Below are 18,648 nucleotides of genomic sequence, written 5' to 3' on the forward strand. Positions count from 1 at the left end.
AAATGAATTCCAATCCATTTTTAAATGGATTTTAAAAGTATGGTCTTTATATAATGCAATTAAATTTAAAATAAAAAAACGACCGCTCTTAATTAAGAGCGGGCGTTTTTTAATGTCCACCACCAGGTGTGTGGATAAATGTTGTATAATATGTGAATCCGGCGAAGAATACTGTTAAATATGCTCCGAAAATGTACATGTACATGCGTTCTGAAAGATTTAAGAAGCCTAATAATAAGAATAAACCTGTATTACCTACGAATAATAGCGAAACCTCGTTCATACCACCAAGGTAGAACATAACGGCGAAAATAGCAGTCCAGAATGCCATAACTTTATACATATTGCTCATGAATTTCCCTCCTTTTTCAAAAAAATAGAGTAATCTCTTAACCATTATAAATCAAGTTTCTTAATAATGTAAACTGGAAGTTATGGAAGAGTTGTGACAATCGCGTGATTTTTCCCATTAATTGTGAACTGAGATTTTATATTTACAGAAAGAACATGCATTCATCATGCTTTCTACCTGGGAAATTTCATTATTGCCAAACAATATATCAACTTGTCCTTTTAAATAAGATTCATGAAGTTGGCATACAATATTTCCGTATTTTTCTAATTGGGTATGGAAAGGACAGTTGAAAATTGAAAATATTAATGTCTTTGTTTGTTCATTTTCAAGAACTTCAGGAACATAGCCGATTAGTTTTGAACTTTTTGTTAGCAGGGCAATCTTATCTTCAAATGTTAAAGGGAATTTCCTTTTCATCTCATCGAGCATTTCCTGCATCGACTGTTTTCCATCCTCATAACTAATTTCCCGCGCTTTGTTCAAAGCCTCGTCACCTAATTCAAATATAAGTTCAAGCGACCATCTGATTAGAGAAGCTGGATCTCGTCTAGGGAAACTTAGGCTAATTCCTTCATCATTTACTTTATAAACTCGTCCAGGCCGTCCACCTTTTCCCGTTTTTAAATATTCCGCTGAAATTGCATTAATTTCCGAAAGCTTTGTTAAGTGTAAACGTGCCACATTTGAATGAATGTTAAATTGTTCCGCGATTTCCTGTACCGATACAATTTTTTTGTACTGTAACATATATTCATAAATGGAAAATCGAGTTTCATCTGCCAATGTGCTAGTAATTTTAATAGGATGTAGCATTTTTCCACCTCCATCAAGCTAAATATATTATAAAATGGCTTACTTTTCTATTATTCTACATGAAATGTTATTGGAATTGTTAATATTCATACAAAAAATAACTTAAAAAGAAATTATTCCACCATTTATATTAATTTTAAATAGACGGATTTATAATATTAATAGATTGAAGATATCAACTTAAACGAGGTGATTACTATCGAACAGCAATCTATAATTGAGCAAAAATGTTTAGAGCTTTTGTCGAGTGCAGCAAAGCTTGATGCGACAGATATTCATTTAAATCCAAGAGAGGAATGTTTTGATGTACTGCTAAGGAAGTACGGACGTTTCGAAAAAGCCACTGAAATTCCGAATGAACTTGCCATAAGGATGATTTCCTACTTTAAATTTTTGTCATCCCTCGATATTAGCGAAAAAAGAAAACCCCAAAGTGGTGCGTTCCAAAAGTTTATCGGTCAATCGATGTATGCCTTCCGAATTTCTACATTACCTTCTAGCTTTTACAAAGAGAGTTTGGCGATTCGTTTATTGCGTCAAAATCATACAGTCCCCTTAAAAACATTATGTCATTTTCATGAAAGCGTTCGACATCTAGATAGGCTAGCCCGTTTGGATAGTGGGTTAATATTGATTAGTGGTGCGACCGGCAGTGGGAAGACGACAACTTTATATTCGTTGTTGCAATATTGTGCTCAACATCTTTCTCGACATGTTATTTCGATTGAAGATCCCGTGGAAAGTACACAAGATTACCTACTGCAGGTTCAAGTAAATGAAAGGGCAGGCATTACGTATTCTGCTGGTTTGAAAGCAGTACTGAGGCACTCCCCGGAAGTGATTATGCTAGGGGAAATTCGTGATCAGGAAACAGCAAAGGTTGCGATGGAAGCTGCATTTTCAGGGCATTTAGTTATCTCAACAATTCACGCAAAAGATACCGTCAATTGTTTATACAGGCTTCAGGATTTATCCATCTCATATGAGGAAATGAGGCAAATGCTTAAAGCCGTCATTTCACAGCGTCTAGTCGAAACTAATGAACAAGGGTATAAAGCAGTTTTTGAATTTCTGACTGAAGAACAATTACAGAGGGCGATAGAATCTATTTTAGAAGGAAACCGTTTTTCATTACCTTATCATCAAACAATAGCTGGACAAAAAGCATTATTAAAAGGAGAAGATTATGAATTTACTTCTCAATAAAAAATTTTCGTCCATTCCATTCCCATTATTTCAAAAACCAATAATTAAACCTTCCGAATTTCCTACATTACTTCAACGTATTTCTACATTACTAAATGAAGGCTATACATTTGCACATAGTATTGAAATGCTGCTTCCTTATCATGTAAAGCATTATGAACCAGTTCAACTGGAAATATCGAATATATTGCAAAACGGAGGGAGTGTAACGCAAGTTTTTCAGTTTCTTCGGTTGGGCGATCAATATTTAGTATCAATCGAAATGGCGGAAGTGACCGGTAGATTGAGCGAAGCAATTGAAATAGTCTCGAAGCACCTTACATTCCAACAACAGGCGAAAATGAAATTATTAAAAGTAGTTTCATATCCAATAGTGTTATTTTCCTTTTTAATACTGTTGTTTTTTGCATTTCGTACGTATTTCTTGCCGAATATGGCTTCAGTCGTAGCCTCGCGTGGACAAGGGGAGAAGTCAGCAAGTATCCAATGGTCGGCTTTTTTCCTTCATATGCCTGACTATATTGTTGCAGGTAGCATTTCTTTATGCTGTCTACTGATAATTTTTATTTTCTATGTTAGGAAGAAACGCATCGACATACAGCTCCATTTGTTATTTAAGATTCCATTCTTCAGCTTATTTTGGCGATTGATATTAACAAGACAGTTTTCACGTCATTTAGGCAATCTATTGTTGGCAGGAATTTCTCTCCAAGATGCATTCGATTATTTAAAATCCCAGCAACATCAAAAACAAATAGCATATATTGCCCAAACTTTACAAGAACGTATTCTTATTGGTGAGTCTTTGTCGGGTGCTGTCGTGCTTGTAGGCTATTTTTATCCGAAGTTTGAACATTTTATTGCCCACGGCGAGGCGAGTGGCTTATTGGGCCGTGAATTGGTTTTATATTGTGAGCTACTCGATGAAAAACTTCAGAAAATTATTGAACGGTTACTGGCAATCATTCAACCATTACTTTTTATAATTATTGCTATTTGTGTTATTGCTGCCTATTTAAGTATTTTAATTCCAATGTATGACGTAATTGAATTTATTTAAGGAAAGGTGGAATAGATGATGAAAAATGAAAAAGGGTTTACGCTAGTTGAAATGCTAGTAGTACTGTTGATTATTTCCATACTGATTTTAGTGACAATTCCGAATGTATCAAAACATTTTGCATCAATAGATGAAAAAGGCTGCGATGCCTATATTTTAATGCTTCAAGGACAAGTCGAAGCTTATAAGTTAAATCATAAGGAATACCCAAGCTCCGTTGCTGACTTAATAGAAGAGAGCTATGTGATGGAAGAAGATTTAAGATGCCCGGATAATACGAAAATTCTAATAGAGAATGGCAAAGTGATTGCTCCTACTTCGAGCAGTTGACCGGTAATAACGATGAAGTTAAAAGTGAAATCAGTTCTAACGAATGAAAAAGGATTTACTTTAATGGAAATGCTCGTTGTTCTCTCGATTTTTTTAGTTGTAAGTACAGCAATTCTCCTTTTTTCACATAAACCATTTTTAGATTATACAGAAAAACAATTAATGAATCAAAATGAGCTATTAATAAGAATGACGCAATTGATTTCTATCGAAAAAGAAAATCCACATAGTTTTGAAATCGTCAATTGTCGTAGAATTCGTATAAAAGAAAGGAATAAAGAGGGCGTTATATATGAACAGATGGTACCTAATCACATTGAAATATTCATAACCACCCCGAACTCAAGGCTTATCTTTAATACGGAAGGAAATACGAATGCGTTTGGGCGGATTATGTACCATTTTGAAAATGTGAGCTATCAATACTCTGTAAATATTGGGAAAGCAAGAATTTTAGAAAAGGAGGTTTTTCATGACACAGGGAGGCCTAACGCTTGTGGAAACACTTTTAGCAGTCGTCATTCTATTTTTCCTGACTTCAACAATAATTCCCCTTACTTATAATATGAAACAGCAGATAGCCGATCAAAAATTGAAGACCCATGCTGCTGAGGTCGCCTTTATTGGTGCGTTAAAGTATAAGAGATACGGGCAATCTGACGGTATTCAGGAAATCGACCAAACCGTTTTTCATTGGACCTATGACGGCCAGTATGTTTGTGTATTGTTCGATAAGAACGGTATGGAAGAGGAGAAATGCATATGAGGCGAGCTCGGTTAAATGAGTCAGGATTTACACTGTTGGAGAGTTTATTTCAGTTAACGGTTTTCGGTTTGTTCGCCTCGATCAGTTTACTAATCCTAATCTGGGTACATGATATCCAACAAATAAAGAAGATGAAGAATGAAGTGAATTGGGAGTTTTTTGTCTACGACCTGCATCAATACAATATGAATTCGATATCCGGAAAATTGTATAATTCCAGTACACTTCAGCTTGAAATGTTAAATGATCCAAAAGACCGGTTATTTGTCTTTGATAAATCAGAGTTGCATCTGCGGAAAAGGTCTAATAAAGGGGGGAATGAGATTCTATTGCCATTTGTTGATAAATGGCATCTAGAAGGAGTGGGCAATGATCTAAAAATGAAAGTGGTGATGCAGGATGGAACGGAAAGAGAAAGATCCCTCGTGTTACCATTGGGTCCGAAATGAAAAAGGGGCATTATTTATGCTAGCAATTCTATTATTATTCGTCGTTACTGGATCTGCCATTTTATATTCAAATGCGTATTTTGCACAATTAAAATTTTATAATTCATTGGAATCTATTTACGTTCGTGCTACGATAAACATACTAAATACTCAATGAAGTTTCGACTTCTTTCAACAATTGTCTCTCGCCTCCAAAAATAGAGGCGGTTGGCAGTATAAATTTCAAATGAAGGAAGTTAATATCTCAGCAATTATTAAAAAGTGGGTAAGAAATACTTAAGGTGAGAGTCACGAAAGCATTGGTAATGGGAAGTAATAAGTAACACATACAAAACTGCATTTTCACATTTAAGTATACTACCTTTTTTGATATATTGAAGTTGAGGTGCTATGGAAAAGTAGTTCGTAATTAGAAGAAGGTGAACAGCATGCGAAAAATATATTTAGTTGGATTTATGGGATGCGGAAAAAGTGCGATTGGCAGAAGATTAAGCTATTACTTAAAGATGCCCTATTATGATATGGACCATGAAATCGTTCGACAACAAGGAATGACAATTCCGGAAATCTTCGAACAATACGGGGAAGCACATTTTCGAAAAATAGAGACGGAATTTTTAAAAAAATTCCGTGATGAAGCATGCATTATTTCAACAGGCGGTGGGGTAGCTGTTAATGGAGAAAATCGGAAAATTATGCGGAGAACAGGGCTCGTCTTTTTCCTGGACGCCAAATTTGAAGATATTTATATGCGAATTCGTAATGATAAAAATCGTCCCATTGTACAAACTTCATCAGAACAAGAGTTAGAAGAACTGTACCATAGCCGTAGAAAGGCTTATCGAGAAGCGAGCCATATACAAGTACTGACTGTAGGAAGATCATTAAGACAAATAGTTGAATACATTGCTTTCCAAGTAAATAGACTTAAAAGCGAATGATTATTTAATAAAAACCAATAACGTTCGCTTATTAAGTAAAATTAAAAAAAGATTGCGTTTTCAATACATTCAATGTTAGGATATTGCTAAGAGTACAGTAAATTTAAATTAGTTGAAAAACTAGCGCGGATGATGATACGGGGAGAGAACGTGATGTCACGTCGCCGAAGGAGCAAATAGCGCTGCTATGAATCTCTCAGGCAAAAAGACTCGTATTTGACGCAACTCTGGAGAGCGCTGTTATAGTACAAGTTACTGGCAGCCACCAAAGGGGAAAGCCTAAAATGTGATAGCGTATCAAATTTAGGTGTAACTTTCAGGTGCAAGGACAGAGAATCTCATTAAAAGGGATTCCTCTGTCTTTTTTTATGGAAAAAAACGTTTTCTAAAAAAGGCAGCTAGCTGTACCGCACATTGTAATATTCATTCCCCATAACAATTTTAAAAAGGTTAAAACATAAAACTTTAAGGAGGAAATGACATGACAAATGAATTAAAACGTACTCCACTATTTGATGAATACGCAAAATATGGTGGGAAAACAATTGACTTTGGTGGGTGGGAATTACCTGTACAATTTTCTTCTATAAAAGAAGAACATGATGCAGTCCGTAACCGTGCTGGTCTTTTTGATGTTTCACATATGGGGGAAATTTTTGTAGAAGGCACAGATGCATTATCATATTTACAAAAAATGCTGACGAATGATATCTCCAAAATAGTAGTTGGTGGAGCACAATACAGTGCACTTTGCTATGAAGATGGCGGAGTTGTAGATGATTTATTAACATATCGTTTAGCAGATGAACGATATTTACTATGTGTCAATGCCTCTAATATTGAAAAGGACTTCGAATGGTTGCAAAAACATGTAGAAGGCAATGTTACAGTAACAAACGCTTCCGATAAATATGCTCAAATTGCACTCCAAGGTCCATTAGCAGAGGAATTGCTACAAACGTTAACGACGGAAGACTTGGCAGCGATTAAATATTTCAAATTCAAAGACAATGTGGATGTAGCTGGACAATCGGTACTTGTATCTCGCTCCGGCTATACAGGTGAAGATGGATTTGAAATTTACGGTACACCGGAAGCTATTATCGAACTTTGGAATAAAATTTTGGATGCAGGTAAGGACAAAGGTGTTATTGCAGCAGGATTAGGTGCCCGCGATACATTACGATTTGAAGCATGCCTCCCATTATACGGTCAGGAACTTTCTAAAGATATTAACCCACTTGAAGCTGGGATTGGGTTTGCAGTGAAATTAGCTAAAGAGCCACAATTTATTGGACAACAAGCATTAATTGACCAAAAAGAAAAAGGTCTAGCTCGTAAATCAGTAGGTATTGAGATGATAGATAAAGGGATTCCACGTACTGGATATAAAGTATTCAAAGATGGGGTAGAAATTGGAGAAGTTACAACTGGTACGCAATCTCCGATGACAAAACGCAACATCGGTTTAGCTTTAATTGACGCAAAATTCGCTGAAGTCGGAACTGAGTTGGAAGTTGAAATTCGTAAAAATAGAGCTAAAGCTGTAATTGTGGAAAAACCGTTTTATAAACGTACAAAATAATACTTTTGAAAAGAGGGTTAACAATGAAACATCGTTATTTACCAATGACGGAACAAGATAAGCAAGAAATGTTAGATCGCGTCGGAGTTGCAACAATCGATGAACTTTTTGCAGATATCCCAGAAAAAGTTCGCTTCCAAGGAAACTATAATATTAAACCTGCTAAATCAGAAGCAGCTTTAATGAAGGAATTATTGCAACTAGCAGGCAAAAATAAAGATACTGCCAGCAATGTATCGTTTTTAGGTGCAGGTGTTTATAATCACTACAAGCCGGTAATTGTCGATCATGTTATTTCCCGTTCAGAGTTTTATACAGCCTATACACCATACCAACCAGAAATTTCCCAAGGCGAGCTACAAGCGATTTTTGAGTTCCAAACAATGATCGCTGAACTTACAGGTATGGATATCGCGAACTCCTCTATGTATGATGGTGGAACAGCATTGGCGGAGGCAGGAATGCTTGCAGCAGGTCATACTCGCCGTAAAAAACTATTAGTCTCTGGAGCAGTACACCCAGAGTATAAAGATGTTGTAACGATGTATGCATATGGTCAATCAATTGATGTTGTAACGATTCCAACAAAAGACGGTGTAACAGATGTTGAAGCGTTAAAAGGATTAATTGATGAACAAACAGCTGGCGTTATTGTGCAATATCCAAACTTCTTCGGGCAAATTGAAAACTTACAGCCTCTTGCAGATATCACACATGAAGCAAAAGGATTATTTATCGTGTCGGCAAACCCATTAGCACTTGGGGTATTAACACCTCCAGGGAAATTAGGAGCGGACATTACAGTTGGCGACGCACAGCCATTCGGTATTTCGGAAGCATTCGGTGGTCCACACTGCGGTTATTTCGCAGTTACGACTAAATTAATGCGTAAAGTACCAGGTCGTTTAGTTGGGGAAACAGTGGACCAAGATGGACGTCGTGGTTACGTATTGACATTACAAGCACGTGAACAGCATATTCGTCGTGATAAAGCGACATCAAATATTTGCTCAAATCAAGCGTTACTTGCACTTGCTTCTTCAGTTGCAATGACAGCACTTGGAAAACAGGGTATGCAAGAAATGGCAAAACAAAATATCGTGAAAACACGTTATGCAAAAAACGCCTTTGAAGCAGCTGGCTTCGAAGTTGTATATAAAGGTGCACACTTCAATGAAATCGTAGTAAATACAAAACATAACGTAACACAATTAAATAAAGCGTTAATTGAAAAAGGTATCATCGGAGGATTTGATTTAGGGCGAGTTTACCCGGAATTGGAAAACCACGCACTAATCGCTGTTACTGAAATACGTACAAAAGAAGAAATTGATGCACTAGTTGCAGAAATGGGGGCTTATAATGAATAACGAAAACCAAACACTCATTTTCGAAATTACAAAACCAGGCCGTATCGGTTATAACTTAGAGCCACTGGATGTTCCTAATTTTGATCTTGAGGAGCTTATTCCATCAAATTTAGTACGTCAAGAAGCAGCTGAACTACCTGAAGTTTCTGAATTGGACATTATGCGTCACTATACAGCACTTTCCCGCCGTAACCACGGTGTGGATTCAGGGTTCTATCCATTAGGTTCTTGTACAATGAAATACAATCCAAAAATTAACGAAACAGTTGCACGTTTTTCTGGTTTCGCTAATATTCATCCATTACAGGATGAGTCAACAGTTCAAGGTGCAATGGAATTACTGTACGATTTACAAACATCCCTACAGGAAATTACAGGTATGGATGAAGTAACGCTACAACCTGCAGCAGGTGCACATGGTGAATGGACAGCGCTGATGATGATTCGTGCATTCCATGAGGCCAATGGTGAAGGACACCGAAATAAAGTAATTGTTCCGGATTCAGCACATGGTACAAATCCAGCTTCTGCAACTGTTGCAGGCTTTGAAACAATTACCATTAAATCAGGTGAAGACGGGTTAGTTGATTTAGAAGATTTACGCCGTGTAGTTGGACCAGATACAGCAGCATTAATGCTGACAAACCCAAATACTTTAGGTTTATTCGAAGAAAATATTATAGAGATGGCAAATATTGTTCACGGTGTTGGCGGTAAAGTTTACTATGATGGCGCAAACCTAAATGCGGTTATGAGTAAAGCGCGTCCTGGTGACATGGGCTTTGACTGTGTTCACTTGAATCTGCATAAAACATTTACTGGCCCACACGGTGGTGGTGGTCCAGGTTCAGGTCCTGTCGGTGTAAAAGCGGATTTAATTCCATTCTTACCAAAACCAGTACTAGTGAAAAAAGAAGATGGAACATACCACTTCGATTACAACCGTCCACAGTCAATCGGTCGTGTAAAACCTTATTACGGAAACTTTGGTATAAATGTTCGTGCGTATACGTATATCCGTACAATGGGACCAGATGGCTTGAAAGCTGTTACTGAATATGCAGTATTAAATGCAAACTATATGATGCGCCGTTTGGAAGAGCATTATGATTTACCGTATAACCGTCATTGTAAGCATGAGTTTGTTTTATCGGGGCGTCGCCAGAAGAAATTAGGCGTACGTACGCTGGATATTGCCAAACGCCTACTTGACTTCGGATATCATCCACCAACAGTCTACTTCCCATTAAATGTAGAAGAGGGAATTATGATTGAACCGACTGAAACAGAATCGAAAGAAACTTTAGATGCATTCTGTGATGCAATGATTCAAATTGCGCAAGAAACAATTGATAATCCAGCGCTAGTTCAAGAAGCACCTCATACGACAGTTGTCAATCGTCTAGATGAAACACGTGCTGCAAGAACGCCAGTGTTACGCTATAAAAAACAAGAACAAGTAACAGTGTCGTAAAATTTTCAAAAGGGTCAGAGAAATTCTGACCCTTTTTCTAATGGAGATGTTAGACTTCTTACAATTCACTTTATAATAGTAGAAACTCATAATTAAAAGCCCTCTAATTATTTAGAGAGCCTTTAAGATTAGTTTTTCGATTTTACTTTACCTGTCCAAGTTTTAAAGCCACCCTGTAATTGATAAAGTTGGCTATAACCCTTTTTCTTTAAAGATAGCGCTGCTCGTGCACTACGGCCAGAGTTTTGGCAGTAAAGGTATACAGGTAGGTCAGGACGTATTTCTTTATGACGTGTGTTGAATTGCGTCATAGGAATGTTTCGAGCGCCTAAAATATGGCCAGCTTCGAATTCTTTAGGTTCGCGTAAATCGATTAATTGTGCTTTACGATAGCCTTCAATAAATTGCTCTTGCGTTAAATTTGTTACCGCTTTTTTCAATCGCATTGAATTGATTACTACGTAAGCAACGATTACGACTAAAATTGCTAGAATCGTGTATAAAATTGTCACAGCGATATTGCCCCTTTCTTTCTGTACTTTCTATTATAAGAGATGAACTAGAGTTAGTCGAGCCAGTTTGTTAAAATGAATTATTGGAGGCGAGAAATTGTGAAAAAACAATGGTATTTTATTAATTCCGGTCCATGCAGCTCGGCATATAATATGGCATTAGATGAAGCCTTACTGGATTGGCACAGTGAAGGAGAAATCCCTCCTGTCATTCGATTTTATGAATGGAACCCTGCAACTTTATCAATTGGCTACTTCCAGCAAGTACATAAAGATATTAATCTACAAGCTGTTCAAAACCAAAACTTAGGCTTTATTCGCCGTCCTACAGGTGGACGTGCTGTTTTACATGACCAGGAGCTAACTTATTCGGTGATTGTATCCGAAAGCTATCCAAATATGCCTGAGACGGTAACAGAAGCATATCGTGTTATTAGTGAAGGGATTTTACAAGGATTCCGTCAGCTAGGGTTAAACGCCTATTTTAGCGTACCTGAAACAAAGGAACAGCTGGATGATCTAAAAAAGCCGAAAAGTGCAGTTTGCTTTGATGCTTCGAGCTGGTATGAGCTTGTTGTAGAAGGGAAAAAGGTGGCAGGCAGTGCACAAACACGTCAAAAAGGTGTCATATTACAGCATGGTGCAATATTATTGGATTTAAATGAGGAATTGTTGTTATCGGTATTTAATTTTGATTCTGATGAGGCAAAAGAAAGAATGCGAAAAAAATTACCTGAAAAGGCAGTTGCGATGAACCAGTTTGTTGATATTCCCTTTACAATTGAGCAATGTGTAAATGCATTTTCAAAGGGGTTTGAAGAGGCACTAAATATAGAGCTGACTCCATATGAAATAAACGAAAAGCAACAGCAATATGTGGAACAGTTAATGCAAAAAAAATATTTAACAGATGCCTGGAATTTCAAAAAATAGTTTACGAACACTTGTTTTTATTTTTAAGAAAAAAATTTTGATACTCGAAACGTTGATATATAGGGATTTAACATAAACTGAAAAAAATCAACCCTTGATTGAAAAAAAAATTTGGTGTAATCTTTTTTAAGGAATTATATATAACTCAACATATGGGATAGTCCTAATGAATCAAACACAAGATATGGTGTTTGATTCTCGTTTTTGTTGGGAAAGTTAAAATTATTAAATAGCGTTCAAAGGGGGCTTGCATGGTGGTAAGTGTTTTAGAACAATCCATCCCATTCAATCAATTAAATCAGGATATTAAGCAATTTCCTCAAGTTCATCCGATTACACCTGATATGCATATTACACATAAAGGTGTGTCGCGTCTTGTCATGATTGACCGTTATTCTTTTAAGGATACGGAAAAGAAAACATTAAAAGCAGGAGATTTTGTTGTACTGACAGTAAAGCAGGATCCCAAATTCCCGGCACGTGGACTGGGCATTATCCAATCAATTGATCTCGATAAGAAGAGTGCACTTATTGAAATTGAAGAGGATTATCGCCACGTACTAGAGGGAGAAGAGCAGACAACAGGAATAATCGAGCGCTCTTTAGATATTATTGAAAAGCCTTTGGAAATTTTCTATGAGCAGATTGCAAAGCGAAATGCAACAGGCTTGGCATCTGTAGAAAAAACGGAAGAAAAGCGCACAGAATGGTTCGAGAAGTTTTACGAACAGCTTGTGTCGATGAACTTCATTCCAGCAGGACGAGTAATTTATGGTGCGGGCTCGGAAACAGAAGTAACATTCTTCAACTGTTACGTAATGCCATTTGTAGCAGACTCGCGAGAAGGGATCAGTGACCACCGTAAGCAAGTAATGGAAATTATGAGTCGTGGTGGTGGTGTTGGTACAAACGGTTCAACACTTCGTCCCCGTAACACACTGGCGCGCGGTGTAAACGGTAAATCAAGTGGTTCTGTAAGCTGGCTTGATGATATTGCTAAGCTGACACATCTTGTGGAGCAAGGTGGATCTCGCCGTGGAGCACAAATGATTATGCTGGCAGACTGGCATCCGGATATCGTAGAGTTTATCATTTCAAAAATGCAAAACCCTCGTATTCTGCGTTATCTAATCGAGAATACAGACGATGAGTCTATTATCCGACTAGCAAAAGAAAAGTTGAAATTCAAACCTTTATCACAGCAGGAAGATGCGATGTATCAAGGCATTGTAAACTATAAAAATATTGAAGGCTTTGGTGGATTTAGTGAAGCGATTATCCGTGACGCTGAAACAAAGCTTCGTGATGGCGGGACGTATTCAGTCCATAATGCAGATTTCTTAACAGGTGCGAATATTTCGGTAACGTTAACTAAAGAATTTATGGATGCTGTAGAAAATGATGGGGAATTCCCATTACGTTTCCCTGACGTAGCAAACTATACGCCAGAACAAATGAAAGATTACAATGAAAAATGGCATGAAGTTGGCGATGTTCGCGAATGGGAAAAGCTTGGCTACCCAGTGCGCACATATCGTACAATTAAAGCGAAAGAACTTTGGAATCTGATCAATATTTGTGCGACTTATGCTGCAGAACCAGGGATTTTCTTCATTGATAACGCAAATGACATGACGAACGCAAAGGCGTATGGTCAGCAAGTTGTTGCGACAAACCCTTGTGGTGAGCAACCATTAGCACCATATTCTGTTTGTAATTTAGCAGCAGTGAACTTAGCGAAGTTTGCAAATAAGGAATCAAAAACAGTTGATTTTGAGGCGTTACGTGAAACAGTAAAAGTTGGCGTGCGTATGCAGGATAACGTAATTGATGCAACACCGTACTTCTTGGACGAAAATAAAAAGCAAGCACTTGGTGAACGTCGTGTAGGTCTTGGTGTTATGGGGCTTGCGGATTTACTAATCTATTGCGAAAAAGAATATGGTTCTGAAGAAGGCAATGCACTTGTTGATGAAATCTTCAAAACAATTGCGATTGCAGCTTATGAGCAGTCAATTGAATTAGCAACAGAGCGCGGAAGCTTCCCGTTCTTAGAAGGACAAACAGAAGCGGAAACAGCACGTTTACGTGAAGCATTTATTAACACAGGCTTCATGAAAAAAATGCCGCAGCATATTCGCGAAAATATTGTGGCAAACGGTATTCGCAACTCGCATTTATTGACGGTTGCACCTACGGGTAAACAAGTTGCCCCGTACATTTGTAAAAATGTAGCGTAAACTTGGCTATATGCGGGAAACCCTGGCGTATCTTTTACTACCTAGCTTTGCCAGCACCATAAAGGTAAAAATGTAAAAGTGTTGATAAGAAATTATCTACCAGACAATCCGCAGGGAAGTCGTGGCTGACCCCTCAACGACTACACGCCGAGCACCATTATTTTACGAACACTCGTTCTTGTTTTATAATTAATAAAACAGATAAAGGGTGATTCGATGAAAAAGAATTGTCTTAATTGTGGAAAAGAAATTAATGTAAAACCCAGTCAATTTGAACGGAAGAAATATTGTTCTAGAATCTGTAAAACAGAGTATCAACAAAGCAATCCCCCTCAATTTTGGAGTGAAATGTCAAAAAAGATATTAATTCCATGTTCTTATTGTAAACAACAAATATTGAGGAAACCTTCTCATATTAATAAAACAAATTTTTGCAATATAAATTGCAAAAAACTATATCAAATACAAAATGGTCATTTAGTTAATCAGCATTTGAGAAAAGATGTTGAAGTTAAATGCCTTACCTGTCATCAGTTGTTTATTGTTCCTAAAAATCGTGAGCATACATCAAAGTTTTGTTCTAAGAAATGTTTAGGAAAAGCTAATGGTATTAGAGGAAAGGAACAATATCGTGTTCGAATTATTGTTTCTTGTAGTAATTGTCATAAAAAATTTGAAAAAACTCCCTCTACTATTAGAAAATTAAACTTCTGTACTGTAGCATGTATGTCCACTTATTATGCGGAGAATGAAATGTTCTCTGGTGCTAACAGTGGTACATGGACAGGTGGTAAAGTCTCATATTATGGGCCAAATTGGTATAGTCAACGGAGGAAGGTTAGAGCAAGAGATAAGTATACTTGCCAGGATTGCGGAATTACAGAAGCAGAGTATGGACAAGAGCTTTCCGTACATCACATTATTCCTTTTAAACAATTTAACGGGGATTGGAAGAAAGCGAATCAGCTTTCAAATTTAATTTCTCTATGTGAATTCCCATGTCATAGAAAGAGACATTCTAAAATGGTTGATGATATAGTCTGACCCATATGGCGACATATGGAGCGGGTAATGATAATCCCGCCCTCTAAAATTAGAGAGTAACAAAAGTGAGTACAGGTACAATGGTCGGAGTTGCAACAGGGCTTGAACCTTACTTCAGCTTCACTTACTACCGTTCAGGTCGTTTAGGGAAGTTTATTGAAGTAAAAGCCGAAATCGTAAAAGAATATTTAGATGCGAACCCAGGTGTGGATGAAAATAACTTACCAAACTGGTTCAAATCCTCAATGGAGCTTTCTGCTGAAGCTCATGCAGATGTTCAATGTATTATTCAAAACTGGATTGATTCATCGATTTCGAAAACAGTGAATGCGCCAAAAGGCTATGGAGTAGAGCAAGTACAACAAGTGTACGAGCGTCTATACCGCGGCGGAGCAAAAGGTGGTACGGTGTATGTAGACGGTTCCCGTGATACACAAGTATTAACTTTAAAAGCTGAAGAGGCAAATTCAGATGAGCAATTAGAGTTTGAAGAATTCAAACAAATGGAAGACCAAGTAAAACGTCAAGTTGTGTTAGTGGATACGATTAAACCATTAACAGATACTGACGTAACAATCGGTTCGGAAGTAGGTAATACATGTCCTGTTTGCCGTCAAGGTACGGTAGAGGAAATGGGTGGCTGCAACACATGTACAAACTGTGGCGCACAGCTGAAATGCGGACTATAAATTTTTCCATGTGAATTTGAAATAAATTAAAATCATCCCTCCCCTAAAGATATATTAGAGGAGGGATGATTTTTTTGATGTTTTTACGGCGGAGGGAAATGATTTTAAATTAAATCCTTAACCGGTTCGTGGCATGATGTACTAATGGCCAGGCACGTACGTCAATCTTTTTTGCGAAGTGTACGATAGGTACATTACTTTCCACTTCAATGCCTTGCTTTGATAGTATCGTATTTATCGTAATCTCAGCTTCAGCTTTTTGTAAGATCCATGGTCTATGCAAAATTTCACAGCGGACAGGGGTTTTTGACAAATTTAAAGTATAGAAGCAGTAACGCTCCGACATCCATTCATCAAAAGATCCTTTTGCTGCTAAATATGGCTCTGAAACGGGTCTATAGCTACAGGCAAATTCAATTTCCAAGTCATGGCGTCTTTTACTTTCAAATTCAATAGCTGACCCGCGATTGTTAATTTGCATCTTAGAGTACCAATATGGTAAATGGAAAAATGTTCTGGCTCCTTTGACGGCAGGCCAATTGTCAGCATCCAAACTAAAAAAGTATACACCGGGTTTTCCGTCCATCGTCACATATGTACGAACATTAAGTTCCGGAAAACGGTCTGTTCCTGGAATTGGCGGTAGCCCTCGAAATCTTACCCCTGACATAAGAAAAGGAACAACTCCTATCCAATAAGTTCCTTCATATGAATCTAGTTCCAGCTCTTCCGGTACTATCTTTCTTAACATTTCATATTTAGTCGGGTAATGGGCAAACAAAAGATCGCTCCATGTCTGCTTCATCCCCCATGGTAAATTTGGCAGTGCCCATGGACGATGACTGTCATCCCACTTATTTTTTTCCGTTATCATCTGTTCTTTCACCGCATTTCGCTTCCTTTGCAATAAATTATTTATATATAAAATATATCACTATTTATATATTCTCTGTAAAAAGGGTGTAAAAAGGGAAATTTGTCCTAAAATATCAGTCTAAATACTGATAGGAAATGATAGTGCAATAACTTATCATTGTAAGGTAGTTTTAAACTATCAGGTATATCCTGCAAATATATGAATGATAGGTGGAAAACATGAATTATCAAGTATTATTATATTATCATTATACAACGATTGAAGATCCGGCAGTATTCTCAGCGGAGCATTTAGCTTTCTGTAAAGAAATCGGTTTAAAGGGACGTATTTTAGTCGCTAATGAAGGCATTAACGGAACAGTTTCCGGAACAATTGAGCAAACAGAAGCCTATATGGAAAAGATGAAGGCAGATCCTTTATTTGAAGGTATCGTATTTAAAATTGATGCGGTAGAAAGCCATGCGTTTAAAAAAATGCATGTTCGTCCACGACCAGAGCTTGTTAACTTAGGCTTAGAGGAAGATGTTAACCCACATGAATTGACAGGCCGTTATTTATCCCCTGAGCAATTTATGAAGGAACTGCAAGATGAGAATACGGTTGTTTTAGATGTGCGAAACACATATGAATATGATGTTGGTCATTTCCGTGGCGCGATTCGACCAGAAGTACAGAATTTTCGTGATACACCGCAATGGGTACGGGAAAACCGTGAACTATTTGAAGGTAAGAACGTATTAACTTATTGCACTGGCGGTATTCGCTGTGAGAAATTCTCTGGCTGGATGAAGCGTGAAGGCTTTGGGGATGTTGGTCAATTGCACGGTGGTGTCGCAACATACAGTAAAGACCCAGCTACAAAAGGTCAACTTTGGGACGGTCAAATGTATGTATTCGATGAGCGTTTAACAGTGCCGATCAACCAGGTAGAGCATGTCGTAGTTGGTCGTGATCACTTCGACGGCACACCATGTGAGCGCTATATTAACTGTGCAAACCCTGAATGCAACAAGCAAGTTTTAGCATCAGAAGAAAACGAAGCGAAGCATTTAGGCGGCTGTACAATAGAGTGCACTAAACATGAACGTAACCGCTATATTGTACGTAATGGGCTGTCTGAGCAACAAGTTGAAGAAGCGATTGCGTTACTGGAAGCATAAAATCTTCTTCTTAATAAATGGGAGATTCCAAATCGAAAAGGTAAGCTATTACACATTCAGTAATGGCTTACCTTTTTTTTTGCCTATTTTGGTAAACTTTCTAATACATAAGAATATCGTAATTTATTGGAGGAAAAAGAAAGGGGGATCTTTATTGGACAAAAAGAAATATTCGCTACTGTTCGGATGTTTTTTGGCTACACTTTTAGTGGTAGGCTGTACAAATGATGAAAATACAACGTCTCGTTCAGATAATGAAGATGCAAATACTATAAGTAAGCTTGAACAAACACTTCAGGATCAGCAGGAAACGATTGTAGACCATGAAAATAAACTGACAGCATTGGGTGAGTGGGAGCAAGTCATGAATGAATTATCGCTGCTCAAAGAGTCCATTTACTATTTGCAAAATCGACTTGATTTACAAGAAGCTGTTATAAACGAAACAACTAATTATAAAACGGCTATTTTAAATAGCTTCGATATTAACGAAGAATCGTTTGATATCAATATTACGTATAAGAATAAAGTCATCGATGAGGATGCGCTGAATGGTTATCGCCTATTTGAATCCGGTGAAGGGACTAAAGAGATAAGTATAAAAAAGGATGTGCCAATCTGGATGCTCGAAAACCGGGAGAATCAGTACAAGTAACTTGGGAGGAATTTGCTCCAATGAGCGGATTTCTGAAATTATATGAAAAAGATGGGGAAGTTGTATTCATCTCAGAAATATATTTACCTTAATTTTCTTGTTTCACAGTCTATTGCTTTAAATAGGCTGTGTTTTTAATGAATAAACATCGTGTATAATAAGGAAAAATGCTTTAAAGGGGTACTTTTT

General features: G+C 37.4%; 20 protein-coding genes, 1 pseudogene and 1 riboswitch. Of the genes and pseudogenes, 17 read left to right on the top strand and 4 right to left on the bottom strand.

What is annotated here, in order from left to right:
- Nucleotides 1-109: 109 nt before the first annotated feature.
- Complete coding sequence (locus SNE38_RS14105) at nucleotides 110-352, bottom strand: DUF2626 family protein (protein ID WP_008404362.1); 243 nt, start codon at nucleotides 350-352, stop codon at nucleotides 110-112.
- 117 nt (nucleotides 353-469) lie between these two features.
- Nucleotides 470-1,168, bottom strand: a complete 699-nt coding sequence (locus SNE38_RS14110; protein ID WP_191705027.1) for a helix-turn-helix transcriptional regulator — start codon at nucleotides 1,166-1,168, stop codon at nucleotides 470-472.
- Nucleotides 1,169-1,357: 189 nt separating this feature from the next.
- Here SNE38_RS14110 and comGA point away from each other — a divergent pair, with 189 nt between their 5' ends.
- From comGA to gcvPB, 11 genes are all read left to right on the top strand, one after another.
- Complete coding sequence (gene comGA, locus SNE38_RS14115) at nucleotides 1,358-2,374, top strand: competence type IV pilus ATPase ComGA (protein ID WP_191705028.1); 1,017 nt, start codon at nucleotides 1,358-1,360, stop codon at nucleotides 2,372-2,374.
- On the top strand, nucleotides 2,355-3,434 hold the full coding sequence (comGB, locus tag SNE38_RS14120; protein ID WP_336046733.1) for a competence type IV pilus assembly protein ComGB: 1,080 nt from the start codon (nucleotides 2,355-2,357) through the stop codon (nucleotides 3,432-3,434). The genes comGA and comGB overlap by 20 nt, the downstream gene beginning before the upstream one ends.
- Before the next feature lie 18 nt (nucleotides 3,435-3,452).
- Nucleotides 3,453-3,764 (top strand): competence type IV pilus major pilin ComGC, encoded by a 312-nt coding sequence (gene comGC / locus SNE38_RS14125; protein ID WP_191705536.1) that lies wholly within the window; start codon nucleotides 3,453-3,455, stop codon nucleotides 3,762-3,764.
- A 12-nt stretch (nucleotides 3,765-3,776) separates the two neighbouring features.
- Entirely contained in the window at nucleotides 3,777-4,328 is a 552-nt protein-coding gene (locus SNE38_RS19310) for a prepilin-type N-terminal cleavage/methylation domain-containing protein (protein ID WP_225223923.1), read from the top strand.
- Nucleotides 4,237-4,530: a pilus assembly FimT family protein gene (locus SNE38_RS14130; protein ID WP_191705538.1), complete on the top strand. Its 294-nt coding sequence runs from the start codon at nucleotides 4,237-4,239 to the stop codon at nucleotides 4,528-4,530. Before SNE38_RS19310 ends, SNE38_RS14130 begins: the two co-directional genes overlap by 92 nt.
- Nucleotides 4,527-4,979 (top strand): competence type IV pilus minor pilin ComGF, encoded by a 453-nt coding sequence (comGF, locus tag SNE38_RS14135; RefSeq protein WP_225223924.1) that lies wholly within the window; start codon nucleotides 4,527-4,529, stop codon nucleotides 4,977-4,979. Before SNE38_RS14130 ends, comGF begins: the two co-directional genes overlap by 4 nt.
- Before the next feature lie 16 nt (nucleotides 4,980-4,995).
- Nucleotides 4,996-5,136, top strand: a complete 141-nt coding sequence (locus SNE38_RS14140; RefSeq protein ID WP_225223925.1) for a hypothetical protein — start codon at nucleotides 4,996-4,998, stop codon at nucleotides 5,134-5,136.
- 271 nt (nucleotides 5,137-5,407) lie between these two features.
- Nucleotides 5,408-5,920: a shikimate kinase gene (locus tag SNE38_RS14145; protein WP_191705541.1), complete on the top strand. Its 513-nt coding sequence runs from the start codon at nucleotides 5,408-5,410 to the stop codon at nucleotides 5,918-5,920.
- A gap of 129 nt (nucleotides 5,921-6,049) precedes the next feature.
- A riboswitch (glycine riboswitch) is annotated at nucleotides 6,050-6,142 on the top strand.
- A 259-nt stretch (nucleotides 6,143-6,401) separates the two neighbouring features.
- A complete protein-coding gene (gcvT, locus tag SNE38_RS14150) occupies nucleotides 6,402-7,505 on the top strand; it encodes a glycine cleavage system aminomethyltransferase GcvT (RefSeq protein ID WP_191704048.1) in 1,104 nt (367 codons plus the stop codon).
- Nucleotides 7,506-7,528: 23 nt separating this feature from the next.
- Nucleotides 7,529-8,875: an aminomethyl-transferring glycine dehydrogenase subunit GcvPA gene (gene gcvPA / locus SNE38_RS14155; protein ID WP_191704047.1), complete on the top strand. Its 1,347-nt coding sequence runs from the start codon at nucleotides 7,529-7,531 to the stop codon at nucleotides 8,873-8,875.
- Nucleotides 8,868-10,349: an aminomethyl-transferring glycine dehydrogenase subunit GcvPB gene (gene gcvPB, locus SNE38_RS14160; protein ID WP_336046734.1), complete on the top strand. Its 1,482-nt coding sequence runs from the start codon at nucleotides 8,868-8,870 to the stop codon at nucleotides 10,347-10,349. The genes gcvPA and gcvPB overlap by 8 nt, the downstream gene beginning before the upstream one ends.
- 128 nt (nucleotides 10,350-10,477) lie before the next feature.
- Here gcvPB and SNE38_RS14165 read toward each other — a convergent pair whose 3' ends face one another.
- Entirely contained in the window at nucleotides 10,478-10,861 is a 384-nt protein-coding gene (locus SNE38_RS14165; RefSeq protein ID WP_191700099.1) for a rhodanese-like domain-containing protein, read from the bottom strand.
- Nucleotides 10,862-11,014: 153 nt separating this feature from the next.
- On the opposite strand from SNE38_RS14165, the gene SNE38_RS14170 reads away from it, so the two are divergent.
- From SNE38_RS14170 to SNE38_RS14185, 4 genes and pseudogenes are all read left to right on the top strand, one after another.
- The gene (locus SNE38_RS14170; protein ID WP_225223790.1) at nucleotides 11,015-11,794 is read left to right on the top strand and encodes a lipoate--protein ligase family protein; all 780 of its coding nucleotides are present in this window, start codon (nucleotides 11,015-11,017) and stop codon (nucleotides 11,792-11,794) included.
- 251 nt (nucleotides 11,795-12,045) lie between these two features.
- Nucleotides 12,046-13,995: pseudogene (locus tag SNE38_RS14175) on the top strand (vitamin B12-dependent ribonucleotide reductase); the annotation flags it as partial.
- Between the two features lie 255 nt (nucleotides 13,996-14,250).
- Entirely contained in the window at nucleotides 14,251-15,078 is an 828-nt protein-coding gene (locus tag SNE38_RS14180; RefSeq protein WP_225223780.1) for an HNH endonuclease, read from the top strand.
- A gap of 65 nt (nucleotides 15,079-15,143) precedes the next feature.
- Nucleotides 15,144-15,767, top strand: coding sequence for a response regulator SirA (locus tag SNE38_RS14185; protein WP_191704044.1), 624 nt, complete (start codon nucleotides 15,144-15,146; stop codon nucleotides 15,765-15,767).
- Between the two features lie 109 nt (nucleotides 15,768-15,876).
- Here SNE38_RS14185 and SNE38_RS14190 read toward each other — a convergent pair whose 3' ends face one another.
- Nucleotides 15,877-16,641: a YqjF family protein gene (locus SNE38_RS14190; RefSeq protein WP_336046735.1), complete on the bottom strand. Its 765-nt coding sequence runs from the start codon at nucleotides 16,639-16,641 to the stop codon at nucleotides 15,877-15,879.
- 221 nt (nucleotides 16,642-16,862) lie between these two features.
- Here SNE38_RS14190 and trhO point away from each other — a divergent pair, with 221 nt between their 5' ends.
- A complete protein-coding gene (gene trhO, locus SNE38_RS14195) occupies nucleotides 16,863-17,804 on the top strand; it encodes an oxygen-dependent tRNA uridine(34) hydroxylase TrhO (protein ID WP_191704043.1) in 942 nt (313 codons plus the stop codon).
- Between the two features lie 154 nt (nucleotides 17,805-17,958).
- A complete protein-coding gene (locus SNE38_RS14200; RefSeq protein ID WP_336046736.1) occupies nucleotides 17,959-18,459 on the top strand; it encodes a hypothetical protein in 501 nt (166 codons plus the stop codon).
- Nucleotides 18,460-18,648: the final 189 nt, after the last annotated feature.

Origin of the sequence: Solibacillus ferritrahens (assembly GCF_037027585.1) — a bacterium.
Taxonomy (GTDB): domain Bacteria; phylum Bacillota; class Bacilli; order Bacillales_A; family Planococcaceae; genus Solibacillus; species Solibacillus ferritrahens.

What these genes read in the sequence shown, in the direction of transcription:
- SNE38_RS14105 (WP_008404362.1), bottom strand. Translation starts at nt 352, where the DNA reads ATGAGCAATATGTATAAAGTTATGGCATTCTGGACTGCTATTTTCGCC.
- SNE38_RS14110 (WP_191705027.1), bottom strand. Translation starts at nt 1,168, where the DNA reads ATGCTACATCCTATTAAAATTACTAGCACATTGGCAGATGAAACTCGA.
- comGB (WP_336046733.1), top strand. Translation starts at nt 2,355, where the DNA reads ATGAATTTACTTCTCAATAAAAAATTTTCGTCCATTCCATTCCCATTA.
- comGC (WP_191705536.1), top strand. Translation starts at nt 3,453, where the DNA reads ATGAAAAATGAAAAAGGGTTTACGCTAGTTGAAATGCTAGTAGTACTG.
- SNE38_RS19310 (WP_225223923.1), top strand. Translation starts at nt 3,777, where the DNA reads ATGAAGTTAAAAGTGAAATCAGTTCTAACGAATGAAAAAGGATTTACT.
- SNE38_RS14130 (WP_191705538.1), top strand. Translation starts at nt 4,237, where the DNA reads ATGACACAGGGAGGCCTAACGCTTGTGGAAACACTTTTAGCAGTCGTC.
- comGF (WP_225223924.1), top strand. Translation starts at nt 4,527, where the DNA reads ATGAGGCGAGCTCGGTTAAATGAGTCAGGATTTACACTGTTGGAGAGT.
- SNE38_RS14140 (WP_225223925.1), top strand. Translation starts at nt 4,996, where the DNA reads ATGCTAGCAATTCTATTATTATTCGTCGTTACTGGATCTGCCATTTTA.
- SNE38_RS14145 (WP_191705541.1), top strand. Translation starts at nt 5,408, where the DNA reads ATGCGAAAAATATATTTAGTTGGATTTATGGGATGCGGAAAAAGTGCG.
- gcvT (WP_191704048.1), top strand. Translation starts at nt 6,402, where the DNA reads ATGACAAATGAATTAAAACGTACTCCACTATTTGATGAATACGCAAAA.
- gcvPA (WP_191704047.1), top strand. Translation starts at nt 7,529, where the DNA reads ATGAAACATCGTTATTTACCAATGACGGAACAAGATAAGCAAGAAATG.
- gcvPB (WP_336046734.1), top strand. Translation starts at nt 8,868, where the DNA reads ATGAATAACGAAAACCAAACACTCATTTTCGAAATTACAAAACCAGGC.
- SNE38_RS14170 (WP_225223790.1), top strand. Translation starts at nt 11,015, where the DNA reads ATGGCATTAGATGAAGCCTTACTGGATTGGCACAGTGAAGGAGAAATC.
- SNE38_RS14180 (WP_225223780.1), top strand. Translation starts at nt 14,251, where the DNA reads ATGAAAAAGAATTGTCTTAATTGTGGAAAAGAAATTAATGTAAAACCC.
- SNE38_RS14190 (WP_336046735.1), bottom strand. Translation starts at nt 16,641, where the DNA reads ATGATAACGGAAAAAAATAAGTGGGATGACAGTCATCGTCCATGGGCA.
- trhO (WP_191704043.1), top strand. Translation starts at nt 16,863, where the DNA reads ATGAATTATCAAGTATTATTATATTATCATTATACAACGATTGAAGAT.